This is a genomic window from Bradyrhizobium sp. CCBAU 53340, from assembly GCF_015291645.1.
Taxonomy (GTDB): domain Bacteria; phylum Pseudomonadota; class Alphaproteobacteria; order Rhizobiales; family Xanthobacteraceae; genus Bradyrhizobium.
Map to the genome: position 1 here is coordinate 5,070,704 of NZ_CP030055.1, position 14,960 is coordinate 5,085,663.

15 protein-coding genes are annotated in these 14,960 nt (G+C 62.6%); 12 read left to right on the forward strand and 3 right to left on the reverse strand.

The genetic code is table 11. The features are described 5' to 3' along the window. Positions 1-26 precede the first annotated feature (26 nt). On the forward strand, positions 27-1,175 hold the full coding sequence (locus tag XH89_RS24250) for an FAD-binding oxidoreductase (RefSeq protein ID WP_246767599.1): 1,149 nt from the start codon (positions 27-29) through the stop codon (positions 1,173-1,175). Positions 1,176-1,338: 163 nt separating this feature from the next. On the opposite strand, the gene dinB is transcribed toward XH89_RS24250, so the two are convergent. Further along, entirely contained in the window at positions 1,339-2,586 is a 1,248-nt protein-coding gene (gene dinB / locus XH89_RS24255; RefSeq protein ID WP_194468601.1) for a DNA polymerase IV, read from the reverse strand. Positions 2,587-3,019: 433 nt separating this feature from the next. Here dinB and XH89_RS24260 point away from each other — a divergent pair, with 433 nt between their 5' ends. Both XH89_RS24260 and XH89_RS24265 read left to right on the forward strand, forming a co-directional pair. Continuing rightward, the gene (locus XH89_RS24260; RefSeq protein WP_194462915.1) at positions 3,020-3,778 is read left to right on the forward strand and encodes a type VI secretion system-associated protein TagO; all 759 of its coding nucleotides are present in this window, start codon (positions 3,020-3,022) and stop codon (positions 3,776-3,778) included. After that, entirely contained in the window at positions 3,772-4,506 is a 735-nt protein-coding gene (locus tag XH89_RS24265; RefSeq protein ID WP_194462916.1) for a type VI secretion system-associated protein TagO, read from the forward strand. The genes XH89_RS24260 and XH89_RS24265 overlap by 7 nt, the downstream gene beginning before the upstream one ends. A gap of 147 nt (positions 4,507-4,653) precedes the next feature. Here XH89_RS24265 and XH89_RS24270 read toward each other — a convergent pair whose 3' ends face one another. Further along, the gene (locus tag XH89_RS24270) at positions 4,654-5,556 is read right to left on the reverse strand and encodes a LysR family transcriptional regulator (protein WP_194462917.1); all 903 of its coding nucleotides are present in this window, start codon (positions 5,554-5,556) and stop codon (positions 4,654-4,656) included. 181 nt (positions 5,557-5,737) lie between these two features. On the opposite strand from XH89_RS24270, the gene XH89_RS24275 reads away from it, so the two are divergent. From XH89_RS24275 to XH89_RS24295, 5 genes are read left to right on the forward strand one after another with little or no spacing between them, the layout of a single operon-like run. Further along, the gene (locus XH89_RS24275) at positions 5,738-6,175 is read left to right on the forward strand and encodes a cupin domain-containing protein (protein ID WP_194462918.1); all 438 of its coding nucleotides are present in this window, start codon (positions 5,738-5,740) and stop codon (positions 6,173-6,175) included. Positions 6,176-6,207: 32 nt separating this feature from the next. Further along, positions 6,208-6,975 (forward strand): cysteine hydrolase family protein, encoded by a 768-nt coding sequence (locus tag XH89_RS24280; RefSeq protein WP_194462919.1) that lies wholly within the window; start codon positions 6,208-6,210, stop codon positions 6,973-6,975. A gap of 20 nt (positions 6,976-6,995) precedes the next feature. Continuing rightward, a complete protein-coding gene (locus tag XH89_RS24285; protein ID WP_194462920.1) occupies positions 6,996-8,381 on the forward strand; it encodes an FAD-binding oxidoreductase in 1,386 nt (461 codons plus the stop codon). A gap of 7 nt (positions 8,382-8,388) precedes the next feature. Beyond that, positions 8,389-8,967: an NAD(P)H-dependent oxidoreductase gene (locus XH89_RS24290; protein WP_246767600.1), complete on the forward strand. Its 579-nt coding sequence runs from the start codon at positions 8,389-8,391 to the stop codon at positions 8,965-8,967. 52 nt (positions 8,968-9,019) lie between these two features. Next, positions 9,020-9,865: an alpha/beta hydrolase gene (locus XH89_RS24295; RefSeq protein ID WP_194462921.1), complete on the forward strand. Its 846-nt coding sequence runs from the start codon at positions 9,020-9,022 to the stop codon at positions 9,863-9,865. Here XH89_RS24295 and XH89_RS24300 read toward each other — a convergent pair whose 3' ends face one another. Further along, positions 9,866-10,660, reverse strand: a complete 795-nt coding sequence (locus tag XH89_RS24300; protein ID WP_194462922.1) for a creatininase family protein — start codon at positions 10,658-10,660, stop codon at positions 9,866-9,868. It abuts the gene before it with no gap. A 261-nt stretch (positions 10,661-10,921) separates the two neighbouring features. On the opposite strand from XH89_RS24300, the gene XH89_RS24305 reads away from it, so the two are divergent. The 4 genes from XH89_RS24305 to XH89_RS24320 are packed head-to-tail and all read left to right on the forward strand — an operon-like array spanning position 10,922 to position 14,959. Beyond that, positions 10,922-11,908 carry an ABC transporter substrate-binding protein gene (locus XH89_RS24305; protein WP_194462923.1) on the forward strand — a complete coding sequence of 329 codons (987 nt, stop codon included), beginning with the start codon at positions 10,922-10,924 and terminating at the stop codon, positions 11,906-11,908. Positions 11,909-11,958: 50 nt separating this feature from the next. Further along, complete coding sequence (locus tag XH89_RS24310) at positions 11,959-12,807, forward strand: ABC transporter ATP-binding protein (protein WP_194462924.1); 849 nt, start codon at positions 11,959-11,961, stop codon at positions 12,805-12,807. Next, on the forward strand, positions 12,804-13,604 hold the full coding sequence (locus tag XH89_RS24315) for an ABC transporter permease (RefSeq protein ID WP_194462925.1): 801 nt from the start codon (positions 12,804-12,806) through the stop codon (positions 13,602-13,604). Before XH89_RS24310 ends, XH89_RS24315 begins: the two co-directional genes overlap by 4 nt. After that, positions 13,601-14,959 carry an amidohydrolase family protein gene (locus tag XH89_RS24320; protein ID WP_194462926.1) on the forward strand — a complete coding sequence of 453 codons (1,359 nt, stop codon included), beginning with the start codon at positions 13,601-13,603 and terminating at the stop codon, positions 14,957-14,959. Before XH89_RS24315 ends, XH89_RS24320 begins: the two co-directional genes overlap by 4 nt. The last annotated feature ends 1 nt before the right edge of the window (position 14,960 follow it).

Genomic DNA, 14,960 nt, shown 5'->3' on the forward strand with positions numbered 1-14,960 from the left:
GCGAAGTCCTGGTCTCGCTGTCCCGAATGAACCGTATCCGCGAAGTTGACTCCGTCAACTTCACGATCACGGTGGAAGCCGGTGCGATCCTCGCCGACATCCAGGCTGTGGCCAATGGTGCGGGCTGTCTGTTTCCACTCAGCCTCGGTGCCGAAGGCAGTTGCACCATCGGCGGCAATATCGCCAGCAACGCCGGCGGCGTGGGTGTGCTGCGCTACGGCAACACGCGCGATCTGACGCTCGGTCGGGAAGTGGTGCTGCCCGACGGGCAGGTATGGAACGGAATGCGGCCGCTGCTCAAGGACAACAGCAGCTATTCGCTGAAAAACCTCTTCATCGGCAGCGAAGGCTCGCTCGCCATCGTCACCGCAGCAGTGATGAAACTCCATCCCCGGCCCAGCCAGGTTGAAACTGCCTATTGCGCGTTGCCGAGCGTCGACGCGGCGCTGGCGTTGCTGGCGCTTGCCCGCCGTCGCAGCGGCGACGTCGTTAGCGCGTTTGAACTGATGTCGGACTTTGCCTTGTCGATCGTCACCCGCCATGCCGGCGGGCATGCGCCCTTCTCTGGACCCTCTCCCTGGTACGCTCTCGTCGAACTGTCTACCTCGCGCGAGGGCGATGATCTGCGCGGCCTGTTCGAGGCCATTCTGGAAGAGGCTTTTTCGGAAGGGCTGGTCAGCGATGCAGTCGTTGCCGCCTCAACCGAGCAAGCCAAGCAGCTCTGGCGGCTGCGCGAGAGTATTCCAGAAGCACAAAAGCGAGCCGGCGGGTCGATCAAGCACGACATCTCCGTCCCCGTCTCGAAGATACCCGCGTTCATCGCCGAGGCCGGCGCGGCGGTCGAAGCCTATATGCCCGACATCCGGCTGTGCGCGTTCGGCCACGTTGGCGATGGCAACGTCCATTTCAACTTCACTCAACCTGAAGGTATGGACAAGCAGCGGTTTCTTTCGTGCTGGCACGCTGTCAATGACATTGTCCACCCGATAGCGACCCAGATGAGCGGCTCGATCTCGGCCGAACACGGCATCGGGCTGCTGAAGGCCAAAGAAATCGTCCGCTACCGCTCACCGGTGGAGAACCGGCTGATGCGTGCGATCAAGGCGGCTGTCGACCCAGCAAACCGGATGAATCCCGGCAAGACTGTAGGCTTGGAGTCGGAGCTATTGGTTTGAAGCAACTACCAATGAGCGCACAAGCCCGGCATCGTTCGGCGCCGATCTCGATACCAGGCTCTCTTGAGCCATTTCGTACTCAGCTCGGCAAAATGCGGCGTGCCCGGCTGAACGACGGGTGCCCGTCCCTGGTTGCACCACGCATTCGGACGCACAACGCGGGTCACAGGTCCTTTTGGGCGAGCTCACGAAACTCATCGGGAACGGTACGAGAATTTCCCAATGCCACCGAGCCGTATCCAATCGCATTCCATCCGAAGCGATGTCGGATCTTGTCAACGGCGCGGTCGGCCGCCCAGCGTGCCATGCCGATTTTGGTGCCCGGGCGGCAGCGTTCATCCTGAAGTCCAAGCGGAAGTTCAAGCTCCAGATCCCAATGCTCTTCGAGATGCGACACGGAGATCGCAAGCAGCGAGATGATCTTCTCATTGGGATGTTCTGCCAGGACTGCGCGCACAAGATTCTCGGCAGTCTCGGCAAGGATCACGGTCGCAGAAATCGGCGCATCGAGCGTTACCGACCGAGTGACCGAATTCAGATTGCCGAAGCGAACGCGAACCGTCACGGTTCGGCCAGGCCTGGATTTGGCTCGGAGCCGGGAGCCGATCCGGTCAGCGAGGTAAAGCAGGGCTGGCCGAAAAACGTCCTCTTCGGCAGGCTTCCGACCAATCGCCGATTGCGCTCCTGCCGATCGGGCTCTGCGCTGAGTCCTGATTTCCCGCGGATCGCGATTCCACGCCAGCGCTGCAAGTTTCGCTCCAGCCGCCGGACCGAGCAACCGCTCAACCGACCATCCCGGCGCCTTTGCCAGCTGCCCAATTGTCAACACGCCAATGTCGGCGAGCCGCGTCTTCGTGACAGGCCCCACTCCCCACATCAGTTCAACAGGCAAGCGGTGAAGGAATTCCAGCTCTGAGTCAGGATCAACGACGACCAGCCCGTCGGGCTTGGCCACTTGCGAGGCAATCTTTGCCAAATGCTTGGTGCGCGCAACCCCGACCGAGATCGGAAGACCCAGCTCTGCCCTCACACGCCGGCGGATTGCCTCCGCGATTTCAGCCGGTGAACCGAAAAGATGCGTGCAGCCCGCAACGTTGGCAAAGGCCTCGTCAATCGAAATGCGCTCCACCAGTGGCGTGAAGTCGCCGATCACCTTGATGGCGGCATCGCCCAACCGCTGGTATTCGCTAAAGTGGCCGCCCACAAAAGTGATCTGCGGACAGAGCTGGCGCGCTTGTCGTCCCGACATACCTCCGCGCACTCCGAAGCCCTTTGCCTCGTAAGAAGCGGCAAGCACGACCCCGCCGCCGACAGCGATTGGCCTGCCGCGCAACGAAGGATCAAGCAGCTGCTCTACCGAGGCATAGAAGGCGTCCAAGTCCGCATGCAGGATAGTGGCAGTCGTTGCCATCCGATCGTTTGCCCGCGACGTTTCGGGGACGTACAGCAAGAAGAACATAATGTGAACATTTGCAGCCACTGTCAAGCGCGAGCGCAGTCGACGCTCCACGTCGAGTCGAAGTCGCCAATCTGTTCTGCAGGAAAATTGGAGAGCTACGTCTTGGCTGCGCCAGCATTGCCGCATTCTGACTCGGAGCAGACCATCTCCAACAGTGGAGTTCCACGATTTAATGGTGAGGTTTTGGATCCGGCGCGCGACCGTCTTTGACCGACCATCACTGTTCAAACCTCTCTGGGAGATCTGTCTGTACACATGCCTGGGTTGCAATGTGCTCGCGGCCCTCCGTTGCTTCTGAGGTCGTCAAAGTTGCTCCACATTTTCACCTAGGGTTACGCAACCCGAAGCCGGTTCGTATCAGACAAAAACAAGAAGTGGATGCAGCATGAGGCGTTCTGATGCTTTTCTGACAAATATGGCTGCCGCCGTTGTTGCTCTATCCATTGGCGGAATGACACGGGCGCAGGTGATGCAGCAGGACGCCGCCAAGACGATCGCAATGTGCGCGGGAATTTCGTCCGACCTCCAACGCCTATCCTGCTATGACGACCTAAGCCGTCAGGTCCGCAGCAGCGACACGGCGCAGAATAAAGCATCTTCGCCGCCGGAAAGTTCCGCACCCTCGCCCACCGCGATGGCTCCTGCAGCGACAGCAGCGGGATCGCGCACCAACTCGGAGGATAGCGGTGGTCTGGGCCGTTGGGTTCGCAATGATGAAATCGACGGTCTCGACAACTCCAAAATCATCGTGCTTTCGCTTCCCGCAGAAAGCGGCAATGTCGGCTTGATTGGAAAGTCCGGCGTGAAGCGAGGTCCGCTGCTCGTTCTGCGTTGCAAGGAACGGCAAGCGCAGATCTTCGTGTCCTTTGATCTTCCGGTTACCGGATCCGAGGACGCGGTTCCGGTGCAGTACAGAATTGGCAGCAATGCACCGACCAAAGGCGTGTGGTCGCGCTCTGAAGATGAAGCGAGCTTCGGATCTTGGAACACGACGACGACTGCGTCGCTTGTGAATCAGCTCGAGCCAGCGACCGATTTCTTCGTACGAGCAAGCGGTAGCAATGGTCGAACCTCGGAAGCGTTGTTCAAGCTCGATGGGATCAAGGCGGCCGCAAAATCCATTCAGGAGGGATGCCCTTGGTAAAAGCATTGCCGATCATCGCAGGCTTGCTCACGGCCGCACCCTCTCTCAGCATCGCGAGTCAGTCTGCGTCGGCCGTGGAGGACAATGCCGCGAGCCAGTTGCAGGCCTGCGCGAGCATCCCCAACAACATCGACCGTCTTGGCTGTTACGACAAGGCCTTCGGGGGGCAGCACGTCGCAACACCTGCGACATCGCCCTCTCCGATGTCGGCGCCCCAATCCCCGGCGGTCACCGCCAAGAGGCCAGCAAACGACGGCCTGATGGTATCAGACGATCAGGTAGGTTGGTCCAACAAGGAGACAACCTCAGGTCTGGATAACAGCAAGACCGAGACCGCGATCCTGCCGGCTGCGACCGCCAAGATCAGTCGTTTTGCCACCAGCCGCCTTCCGCAACACGCTGCACTCGTCATTCGATGCCGAGAAGGCAAGACCGACCTCTTCGTTGCCTATACCGATATCGTGGATGGCATGGAGCATTCCATCAGCGTGCAGTATCGAATTGGCGACTCTCCGGTCAAAACAGCACGATGGGGCATTTCTCAGGACTACCAGAGCTACGGAACGTGGCAGACCGCCGAGACGCTTCCGTTGATCAGGTCGCTGCTGAATGCCAACGAACTGTACATCCGGGGCGATGCGGGATCGATGGGTACGTCCGAAGCGTTATTCAAATTGGCGGGCATCGAGGGGGCCATCGCACCGGTCCGGGCTGCCTGCCACTGGTAACGTGGCAGCCTCCAAGACCGTCACCCGCCCGTGTCGGTGTTGGTGGTTCGACGTCCGGCGCTTCGATTGGAAGAATTAGAGCCGTGCGGCAGGCACTCACCCGCTGTCATCTGGTACCGCAGGCCTCGGCAATGACTGCGGGGCCGCTCACGTCGCGGCTTCACGCATCATCGCCTTCAGCATCTCCGCGAGCACGCTGGCGATCGCGCTCGTCCCGCGCTCGTGGCCGATCAGCATGAGCGTCTGCGTCTCGTGCGCCAATTCGCGCACCGGCACATAGACCAGGCGGCCGACGCGTCGCTCGAACTCGATGTCGAACGGTGTAAGAAAGGTAATGCCATTATCGAGGATGGCGGCATGGCGCATGATCTCGATGGCGTTGGTTTCGATGATCGGCAGCGGTTCCAGCGAAGCTTTCGCAAATGCCGAGTCGAGGTAAGGCCGGATCACGGTCGACCCGTCGGCGATCACCAGCGGATAGTCGACACAGTCGCTGAGCCGGATCTGGTTACGCTTGGCAAGTGGATGGCTCGGCGCCATCACCGCGCCGAGCTTGCCGGCGGCGCGGGCCAGCACCTTCAGATGGCTGCCGCGGGTGAAATCGAAGCCGATACCGAGATCGGCCTCACCGCTGGCGACCGCGGATTGAATGTCCTCGCCTGTGGTCAGCAGCGTGAGGCAGAGCCGCACCCGGGGATTGGAGACCCGAAACTGCTTGACGGTACCGGGCACGAGGTTGGAGGCGAGACCGCTCATCATTGCCACCGTGATCTCGCCCCGGCGCAAACCTTTCAATTCCTCGATCTTGCCTTGCGCGCGGGTCAATTCCTTCAGGGTCTGGCGAATGTGGCCGACCAGCACTTCACCCGCCGCAGTCAGGATCAGCTTGCGCGGCAGCCGTTGGAAAATTGGCGTCCCGAGCTCGGTCTCGAGCGCAAGAATCTGACGACTGATAGCGGAGGCCGCGACGTTGAGATGGCTCGCAGCCTTGCGGATCGATCCGGTGCGCGCCACCTCGTCCACATAAGTCAACAGGCGGCTATGCAGCATCCCTTTGCTCCTGCTTGGAAAAAAGCCTCGCCGCGGAGAATGCTGTTGCGTTGCCTGAAAGGCAACGGTGTTTGCGAAATAAAGCGCTTTTATGCAAGCCTTGGGGCGTGCTGAATCCAGGGTGGCTCGTCACGCGCACGCCCCGCACGGTCGAGCCGACCGCAATTTGGAGTCCCTCTTCATGGCGTTCAGCGTCGAAAACCTCGCTCAGCCCAAGGCCTTCCGCATCTCGCCGACCGACACCAACTATTTCGTGATGCTGTTCGATCATGAGAGCGACCGGATCGACAACATCTTCGTCATCGAAATCTTCCGACCGGGCGGGGCGACGCCGCCCAATGAACATGCGGCCGCGCACGAATTCTTCCACGTGCTGCACGGCGAAGGCGTCGCACGCTGCGACGGCAGGACGCTGCCGATCAGAAAGGGCGACTCCCTGCTGCTGCATCCCGGCTCCGAGCACGTGATCGAGAACACCGGGGCCGGCAAGCTATATTGCCTAACGGTGATGACACCAAACGAAGGCTTTGCCGAATTGATCCGCGGCGGCGAACCGGTCGAGATCGAGGCTGACGACATCGCTGTGCTGCAAGGTCGCGATCTGGCGGTTCAACGATGACCGACACCCGCCTCCAACCGGTCGACGATCTCATGCCGCTCGGCGCCAGCGCGCGCAACCGATGGTCGGTTTCCGCAACCCAGGCCAACCTTGTCCGGCCGCCTGTCGTGCCGCGGCCAGTGACGATCGATGCCGGCGCCAAGCTCGTGACCTTCGATCTCGCGCGCACCGCCATCATCGTCATCGACATGCAGAACGACTTCTGCCATCCGGATGGTTGGCTCGGCCACATTGGTGTCGACGTCACACCGGCACGCGCGCCGATCGCGCCGCTGCAACAGCTGTTGCCCGTGCTGCGCGGTCTCGATGTACCGGTCATCTGGCTCAACTGGGGCAACCGGCCCGATCGGCTCAACCTCAGCCCGGCCCTGCTGCATGTCTACAAGCCGTCCGGCACGGGCGTTGGCCTCGGCGACCGGTTGCCGGGCTCCGGCGCGCGGGTGCTGGAACGCGGCAGCTGGTCCGCTTCGATTGTCGAGGAATTGACCGTCGAGTCCGCCGACATTCATGTCGCCAAGTATCGCATGTCGGGGTTCCAGGACACCGAACTCGACAGCATCCTGCGCAACCTCAATGTCACGACACTCCTATTCGCTGGAGTCAATGCCGACCAATGCGTGCTCTGCACGCTGCAGGACGCCAACTTTCGGGGCTACGACTGCATGTTGCTGCGCGACTGTGCAGCGACCACCTCGCCGGACTACTGCATGGCCGCGACCGTCTACAACGTGAACCAATGCTTCGGCTTCGTGCTGCAGTCGTCCGTCCTCGCCGCCGCCCTCGCCGGCTGCGCGCCGTGATCGCCGAGGTAAAGCGCGCCATGAACGATCCCACCCCCTTTGACGCCGCCGCCAACCGGCATCCCTCGACGGATGGACTGACATCGCTGCTCGCCGCTCTCGGAGATATCCCGGTCGTGACTGATCCCACGATCGTGCGCCGGCGCTCGCGCGATTTCTTCTGGTACAGTCCGATCCTCAGCGATCAGCTCAACGGCAAGTCGGCCGATCTGATCGTCGCGCCACGCAACGAGGCCGATGTTGTACGCGTTGCCGCGGCCTGCGCACGTCATCGCGTGCCACTGACTGTGCGGGCCGGTGGCACCGGCAATTATGGCCAAGCCGTACCGCTCGCCGGCGGCGTTCTGCTCGACATCACCGCGCTCGACACGATCGAATGGATCAGACCCGGGCAGATCCGCGTCGGCGCCGGCGCCAAAATGAATGCGATCGACACCGCAACACAGCCTTCGGGCTACGAGCTGCGCATGCATCCCTCCACCAAGCGCACCGCGACCATTGGCGGCTTCGTCGCCGGCGGGTCCGGTGGCATCGGCTCCATCACCCATGGCGGCTTGCGCGAACCCGGCAACATCCTCGCCGCGCGCATCGTCACCATGGAGCCTGAGCCCCGCATCATCGAATTGCGCGGCGACGCCGCGCAGAAGATCAACCGTGCCTACGGCACCACCGGCATCATCACTTCGCTCGAAATGCCGCTTGCGACGGCATGGCCGTGGATCGACGTGGTGGTCGCCTTCGACCATTTCACGGACGCGGTCGAATTCGGCCACGCGACTGCGCTTGCCGACGGTATCGTCAAGAAGCTGCTCTCGCCCATTACATGGCCGCTGCCGTCCTATTTTGGCGCGCTGAAATCCTGCTGTCCCGAGGGCAAAAGCATCCTGATCGCGATGATTGCCGAGCGCTCGCTGGAAGACTTCAGGGCTCTGCTCGGCGGCCGCGGCACTATCACCCTGGAGACGCCGACCGACGACGGTCCCGGCAAGGTGCCGCTGTACGAATACACCTGGAATCATACCACCCTGCAGGTGCTCAAGAGCGATCGCACCGTGACCTATCTGCAATGCCTGTATCCCCACGACCGGTTGCTCCAGAAGGTCGAGGAGATGCGCACGATGTTTCCGAACGAGGTGTTGCAGCATCTCGAATTCATCCGTTTCAACGGCCAGCTGACCTGTAGTGGGCTTCCGGTGGTGCGGTACAGCAACGCGGAGCGCCTGAACGAGATCATCCGCCTGCACGAGGCGCACGACGTCCATATCGCCAATCCGCACGTGTACACGATCGAGGACGGCAGCCGCTACAAGCGCGTCGAAGTCGATCAGCTCAGCTTCAAGCGCGAGGTCGATCCCTCCGGCCTGCTCAATCCAGGCAAGATGCGCACCTTCGTGGCGGAGCGGTGACGAGCGCGTGCTGTACGTCTATTGCCATCCGCTGGACGACAGCTTCCACGCTGCGATCCGCCACGAGGCGGTGGCCGGACTCACGCAAGCCGGGCATTCGGTCGACCCGCTCGACCTCTATGCGGAGGGATTCGATCCCGTGCTCACGGCCGAGCGTCGGCGCGACTATCACGATCCCGCGCGCAACCGTGCCAACAATCGGGCGCATGTCGACCGGCTGATGGCTGCCGAAGCGCTGGTGGTGCAGTTTCCGACCTGGTCATTCGGTCCACCGGCCATGCTGAAGGGCTGGTTCGATCTAATGTTCGGGCCCGGCATCGCGATGGACCTGGCCGACCCGGCGCACGCGAAACCGCTGCTACAACACATCAGGCGCATCAGCGGCATTTCGACCTACGGCCGCCCACGCTTGAAAGCCATCGCCATGGCCGACCCGCCGCGCAAGATCGTGACGCGCTACCTGCCCTGGTTCACTGGCTTCAAGGCCAAGGTACGCTATCATGCGCTCTACCACATGAACATTGCGACCGCAGTCAGGCGGCGCCGCTTTCTCGCCGAGGTCCGCCGAGCGATAGAGCGGCTATGAGCTGCTCGCCGATAAAGGTGGATTTGCGACCAACGGCATTCAAGGACATCTCATGGCGACGATATTCGGCAAGACGAACTGGCGATCGATGAGCCAGGAGCAGCGCGACCTCGGGCTGAACAACAGCGCCGCCGTCCCAGGCAGCGCCGAAATTGTCGCGAACTGGGAGCAGCGCTCTGCTGCCATGCGTGACAAGCACCCCGCGCATCTCGACTTGAGATATGGCCCACGCGACCGCAATCGAATTGATTTCCTGAAGGCGGCCGATGGCGGGCCGACGCTGGTGCTGATTCACGGCGGCTACTGGCAGATGCGCTCCAAGGAAACCGTCACCTGGTTCGCCGAAGGACCGATGGCTCACGGCATCAACGTCGCGCTGATCGGCTACACTCTCGCGCCGGAAGCGACCTTGGACGAGATTGTTGCCGAGATCCATCGGGCGCTCGACGCGCTGGTTGAACAACTTCCTGCGCTCGGTGGCGACCCTAGCCGTATCGTCGTGTCTGGCTGGTCGGCAGGCGGACATCTGGCGACGATGGCACTGTCGCATCCGCGCGTGAGGGCGGGCATTGCGATCAGCGGCATCTTCGATCTCGAACCGATCCGCCATAGCTATCTCAACATCAAGCTCAAACTCGACGAAGCCATGTCGCGGCGCCATTCACCGCTGCTCCACGCGGCAGGCCCCGCGGTGCCGCTGGCGCTGGTCGTCGGCCGTGCCGAGTTGCCGATGCTACGGCAGCAGACCGCCGATATGGCCGCCCACCGCGCCATCAATGGATTGCCGGTGAGCTATGAGGAAATTCCCGGTGCCGACCATTTCTCGGTCATGCTCGCGCTGAGCTCGACCACCGGCCGGATCACGACCCTGATCCGGCAGCTGTTCGAGCGCGGTTGATCAGCGCGGTAGCTTCGCCGCCTTCACGTCGTACAGGAGCTTGATGAATTCTCGCGCGCCGTGCTCGGCGGTGAGACGGCCCTTGTCGGTGGTGGCCTTGTGAGCTTCGCCGACCGCGCCGGCAGGATTGAGATCGCCGGCGATCCAGGCATAGGCAATGAACCCGGTCGGTCTTAGATGGGCGAAGGCCGCTTCGTCGTCCTCGGCAACGGACCGGAAGTCCTGCGCGCGCGCCATGTCGACCAGCTCCGGGCGGAAATGCAGCATCAACGAAGTCTCGAAGTCACCGCCGTGAATGCCGAATTTCAGCTCGCGCTCGCTGTAGAGGCCGGCCGGCTTGCCGAGCCGCGACCAGGCTGACTTGACCACCAGCATGTCGGCGCGCACCCGCAGTTCGCGCGCGACGATGCCCATCACCTCGTCGTTGCCGCCATGCGAGTTGACGATCACGAGCTTCCGCACGCCGGCGCGCGCGACCGACAATCCGAGCTCGGTCCACGCCTCGATCAGCGTCACCGCCGGCAAGGTCAGGGTGCCGGGCATCCGCAGATGTTCGTTGGATTTTCCGACCTGCTGGATCGGCAGGATCCGGATATCCAGATCATCGGGCAATCGCTCGATCAGTGTCTCGAGCATGCCACGATTGATCGCGGCGTCGACGCCAACCGGCAGATGCGGCCCGTGCTGCTCGATGGCTGCGATCGGCAGGACGGCGATGGTGCTCTCCGGATCGAGGCCTTCGAATTCGCGCGAGGCGTACTCGTCCCACCAGACCCTGCGGCGCGGCTTGTCCATGTTCGGTTTCCTTTCACGCCGTGCCGCCGTTGCGGCGCGCACGACCATGATGTCGACTATGGCATCGCAGAGCCGTTGACAATGGTGCGTGAAGACGGCTGAGCCGAACCCTTATGCGTTGCCTAAAAGGCAACGTATGCCTCGAATTAAAATGCTTCCGGATGACAGACAGCGCGTGCATCTTTTGCATTGCCGGGACCGCTGCACCGGGATTCCGCCGCCATCGGAATTCCATCCGACCGAAATCACACCGAGGTTGCCATGAACGCCTTCATGACCATCGTGTCCCGAGCCCTGCTCGTTGCCGCGGCTTGCGCTGCCTTCGTTACCCCGTCGACCGCCGCCGACAAGGTGACATTTCTGACCAACTGGTTCGCGCAGGCCGAGCATGGCGGTTTTTACCAGGCCAAGGCGACCGGGCTCTACGAGAAAGCCGGGCTCGACGTCACCATCAAGATGGGTGGACCGCAGGTGAACGGTTCGCAGCTCCTGCTGGCCGGCGAGACCGACTTCATGATGGGCTACGACATCCAGGTGCTGAAGGGCCGCGAACGGGGCCTGCCGCTGGTGACGGTGGCGTCCTCGTTCCAGTTCGATCCGCAAGGGATCATGGCCCATGACGATGTGGCGGACCTCGCCGCCCTGAAAGGCAAGCCGATCCTGATCTCTGGTTCGTCGCGCACCACCTTCTGGCCGTGGCTGAAGGCCAAGTATGGCTACACCGACGACCAGATCCGTGCTTACACCTTCAACCTGCAACCGTTCTTTGCCGACCCCACAGTGTCGCAGCAAGCCTATCTCTCATCCGAACCGTTCCAAGCAGAGCAGCAAGGCGTCAAGGCGAAATTCTTCCTGTTCGCCGACGGCGGCTATCCGCCCTATGGCGCGGCGATCGTGACCACCGAGAAGATGCTCGCCGAGAAACCTGATGTGGTGGCGCGCTTCGTCAAAGCCTCGCTCGAGGGCTGGCGCGACTATCTCAGGAACCCCGAACCGGGCAACGCCCTGATCAAGGTCGACAACCCGAAAATGACCGACGCCCAGATCGCATTCGCGATCGACAAGCTGAAGCAGACCAAGGCGCTCGACGGCGGAGATGCCGCCACCGGCGGAATCGGCATCATGACGGCCGCGCGATGGAAGCAGACCTATGACTTCCTGGTCGCCGCCAACCTGCTCGATCCAGAGACTGAATGGCAAAAGGCGTTCACCGACCGCTTCGTCAAGGATCTGAAGATCGGCTTCTAGCACCAAACTTGCAGCGGGCTTATGACGATGACCCAACAAAGACGCCTCTCATGAATGCTCCCTTGCCCAGCGATCCCCTGGACGCCCACACCGCACGTAGCGCCGGCGACCGCCCGCCGGCGGTCGAAGTGCTCTCCGCGGAGAAGGTCTTCGCCAACGGCACCCGTGCCCTGGCGCCGGTCGACCTCACGATCGCCGAGGGTGAATTCCTCACTTTGATCGGCCCGTCCGGTTGCGGCAAAAGCACACTGCTCAAACTGATCGCCAATTTGATTCAGCCGTCGGACGGGCGGATCTTGTGGTGGCGCGGCGATTTCGGACAGGTCGGACAGGACGGTCGCGGCTTCGCCTTCGTATTCCAGGAGCCGACCCTGATGCCCTGGGCGCGGGTCGACACCAATGTACGACTGCCGCTCGATCTCGCTGACGTACCACGCAGCAAGGCTGATCCACGGGTCAGCGACGCCATCGCCCGGGTCGGACTCTCGGCCTTCGCACGGCATTTTCCGCGCCAGCTTTCCGGCGGCATGAGGATGCGGGTGTCGATCGCGCGCGCACTCGCGACCGATCCGAACCTGCTGCTGATGGACGAGCCGTTCGGCGCGCTCGATGAGTTCACCCGCAACAAGCTCGATGACGATCTGGTCAAATTGTGGTGGGAACGCAAGCTGACCACGGTGTTCGTCACCCACTCGATCTATGAAGCCGTGTTCCTGTCGACCCGGATCGTGGTGCTCGCCGCGAACCCCGGCCGCATCTTCCGCACCATGACCATCGATGAACCGCAACCGCGCAGCCAGGATTTCCGCGACAGCGCCCAGTTCGCGGCCTATTGCCGCGAACTGTCGACCTGGCTCGCCGAAGCGTCTCTGCCATCGGCATCGGGAACTACGCCATGAAACCGCTGTTGCAATCGGAGACTTTCGTGAGAATCGCGGCACCGCTCGCGGTCGGCGCGGCGCTGCTCGCGGTTTGGGAAGTAGGCTGCCGCCTCGGCTCGATCCCGGTCTATCTGTTTCCGAAGCCGAGCGACATCCTCTCCAGCCTGATCAAGAACGGTCCATCGCTGCTGCGCGCACTGCTGATCACCCTGCGTATCACTCTACAGGCGTTCGCCGCTGCGGTCGTGCTGGGAACGCTGATCGCCTTCATGTTCGTGCAAAGCCGCGCCATCGAGATCAGCCTGTTTCCCTATGCGGTGCTGCTGCAGGTGACACCGATCGTGGCGATCGCGCCGTTGATCATCATCCTGGTGAAGAACACGCAACTCTCGCTGACGATATGCGCGACGCTGGTGGCGCTGTTTCCGATCATCTCCAACACCACTCTGGGCCTGCGCAGCGTCGATCCGGGGCTCGCCAACTATTTCCGCATGAATCGAGCCAGCCGCTTGAAAACCCTGGTGCGGCTGCGGATCCCCGGCGCTTTGCCGTACTTCTTTGGCGGCCTGCGCATTTCCTCCGGGCTCGCTCTGATCGGCGCAGTGGTCGCCGAGTTCGTCGCCGGCACCGGGGGCCGCTCGTCGGGACTCGCCTACGAAATTCTCGATGCCGGATTCCAGCTGGACATTCCCAGGATGTTCGCCGCACTCTTCCTGATCACCGTAACCGGGGTGTTGCTGTTCGGCGCGATGGTGGGACTGTCCAGGCTCGCGCTATCGAATTGGCACGAGAGCGAGATCGGAGCCGAAGCATGAGCGCATTGCTGATCGAGAACGCCGAGGGGATTTTCACCGGCCTCGCAGGCGATGCGATGCGCGGCCGGGGATCGATCCGAATCCGCGACGGCGTCATCACCGCGATCGGGGCGCTCACGCCGGAGACCGGCGAACGGAGGCTGGATGCCTCCGGTTGCGTGATCTATCCCGGATTGATCTCGACCCACCACCATCTATTCCAGAGCGTGTTGAAGGGGGTGCAGGCCGGCATCAATCAGCCACTCGCCGGCTGGCTGCGGTCCGTGCCCTATGCTTATTGGTCAAAGATCGACGAGGAGGCGTTGGCGGTCGCGGCTCGGATCGGCCTTACGGAGCTGCTGCTGTCCGGCACCACGACCGTGGCCGATCACCACTACCTGTTCAGCGATACCTATCGCTTCGATCCTGCTGCGGTGATCTTCGAAGTCGCTCGCGACCTCGGGCTACGGCTGGTGCTTTGCCGCGGCGGCGGCACCAGAACGAGCCACGTCAGCGGCGGCGACGGAGCACCGACGCCGGTTGAACCGCTCGAGCGCATGCTGGCCTCGGTCGAAGCCTGCGCCCAGCGTTTCCATGATCCCTCGCCCTCAGGCCTCACCAAGGTTGCGATGGCACCGACAACGCCGACCTGGTCGCTGGACGCGGGCGAGCTTCGCGAAGTGATTGCCGCCTCGCGGCGCATGAAGCTGCGGCTGCACAGCCACCTGTCGGAGACGTCGGACTATGTCGACTACTGCATGTCGGTGCACGGCAAACGCCCGGTGCACTGGCTCGCCGACCACGACTGGCTCGGCCCCGATATCTGGTACGCGCATATGGTGCATCTCGACGATGACGAGGTGAAGATTCTCGCCGACACCGGCACCGGCATGGCGCACTGCCCGCAGTCGAACTGTCGGCTCGGGTCCGGTGTCGCGCCGGCCGACGCGCTCGCCGCTCTAGGCGGCGCGGTGTCGCTGGGCGTCGATGGTGCCGCCTCGAACGAGGCCGCCGACATGATCTGCGAGATGCACAGCGCCTGGCACACCCATCGCGCGGTGAAGGGGGCGAATGCCGTCACCGCCGAAAAGGTCGTGCACTGGGCCACGGCCGGCGGCGCGCGGGTGTTGGGCCTGCCGCATATCGGGACGCTTGCGCCCGGCCAGCAGGCGGACGTCGCCGTGTTTGATCTCAACCAACCGCGTCACTTCGGCATGCATGATCTCCTGGTCGCGCCGGTGACTTGCGGCGGCGCCAGGGTGCGTCATCTGCTGATTGGCGGGCGGACCGTCGTTGACGACGGTGCTATCCGCGGCGTCGACCTTGCTCGACTTCGATCGGACGCTGCGCGCGTCGTGACACGCATTGCCGCCTGAA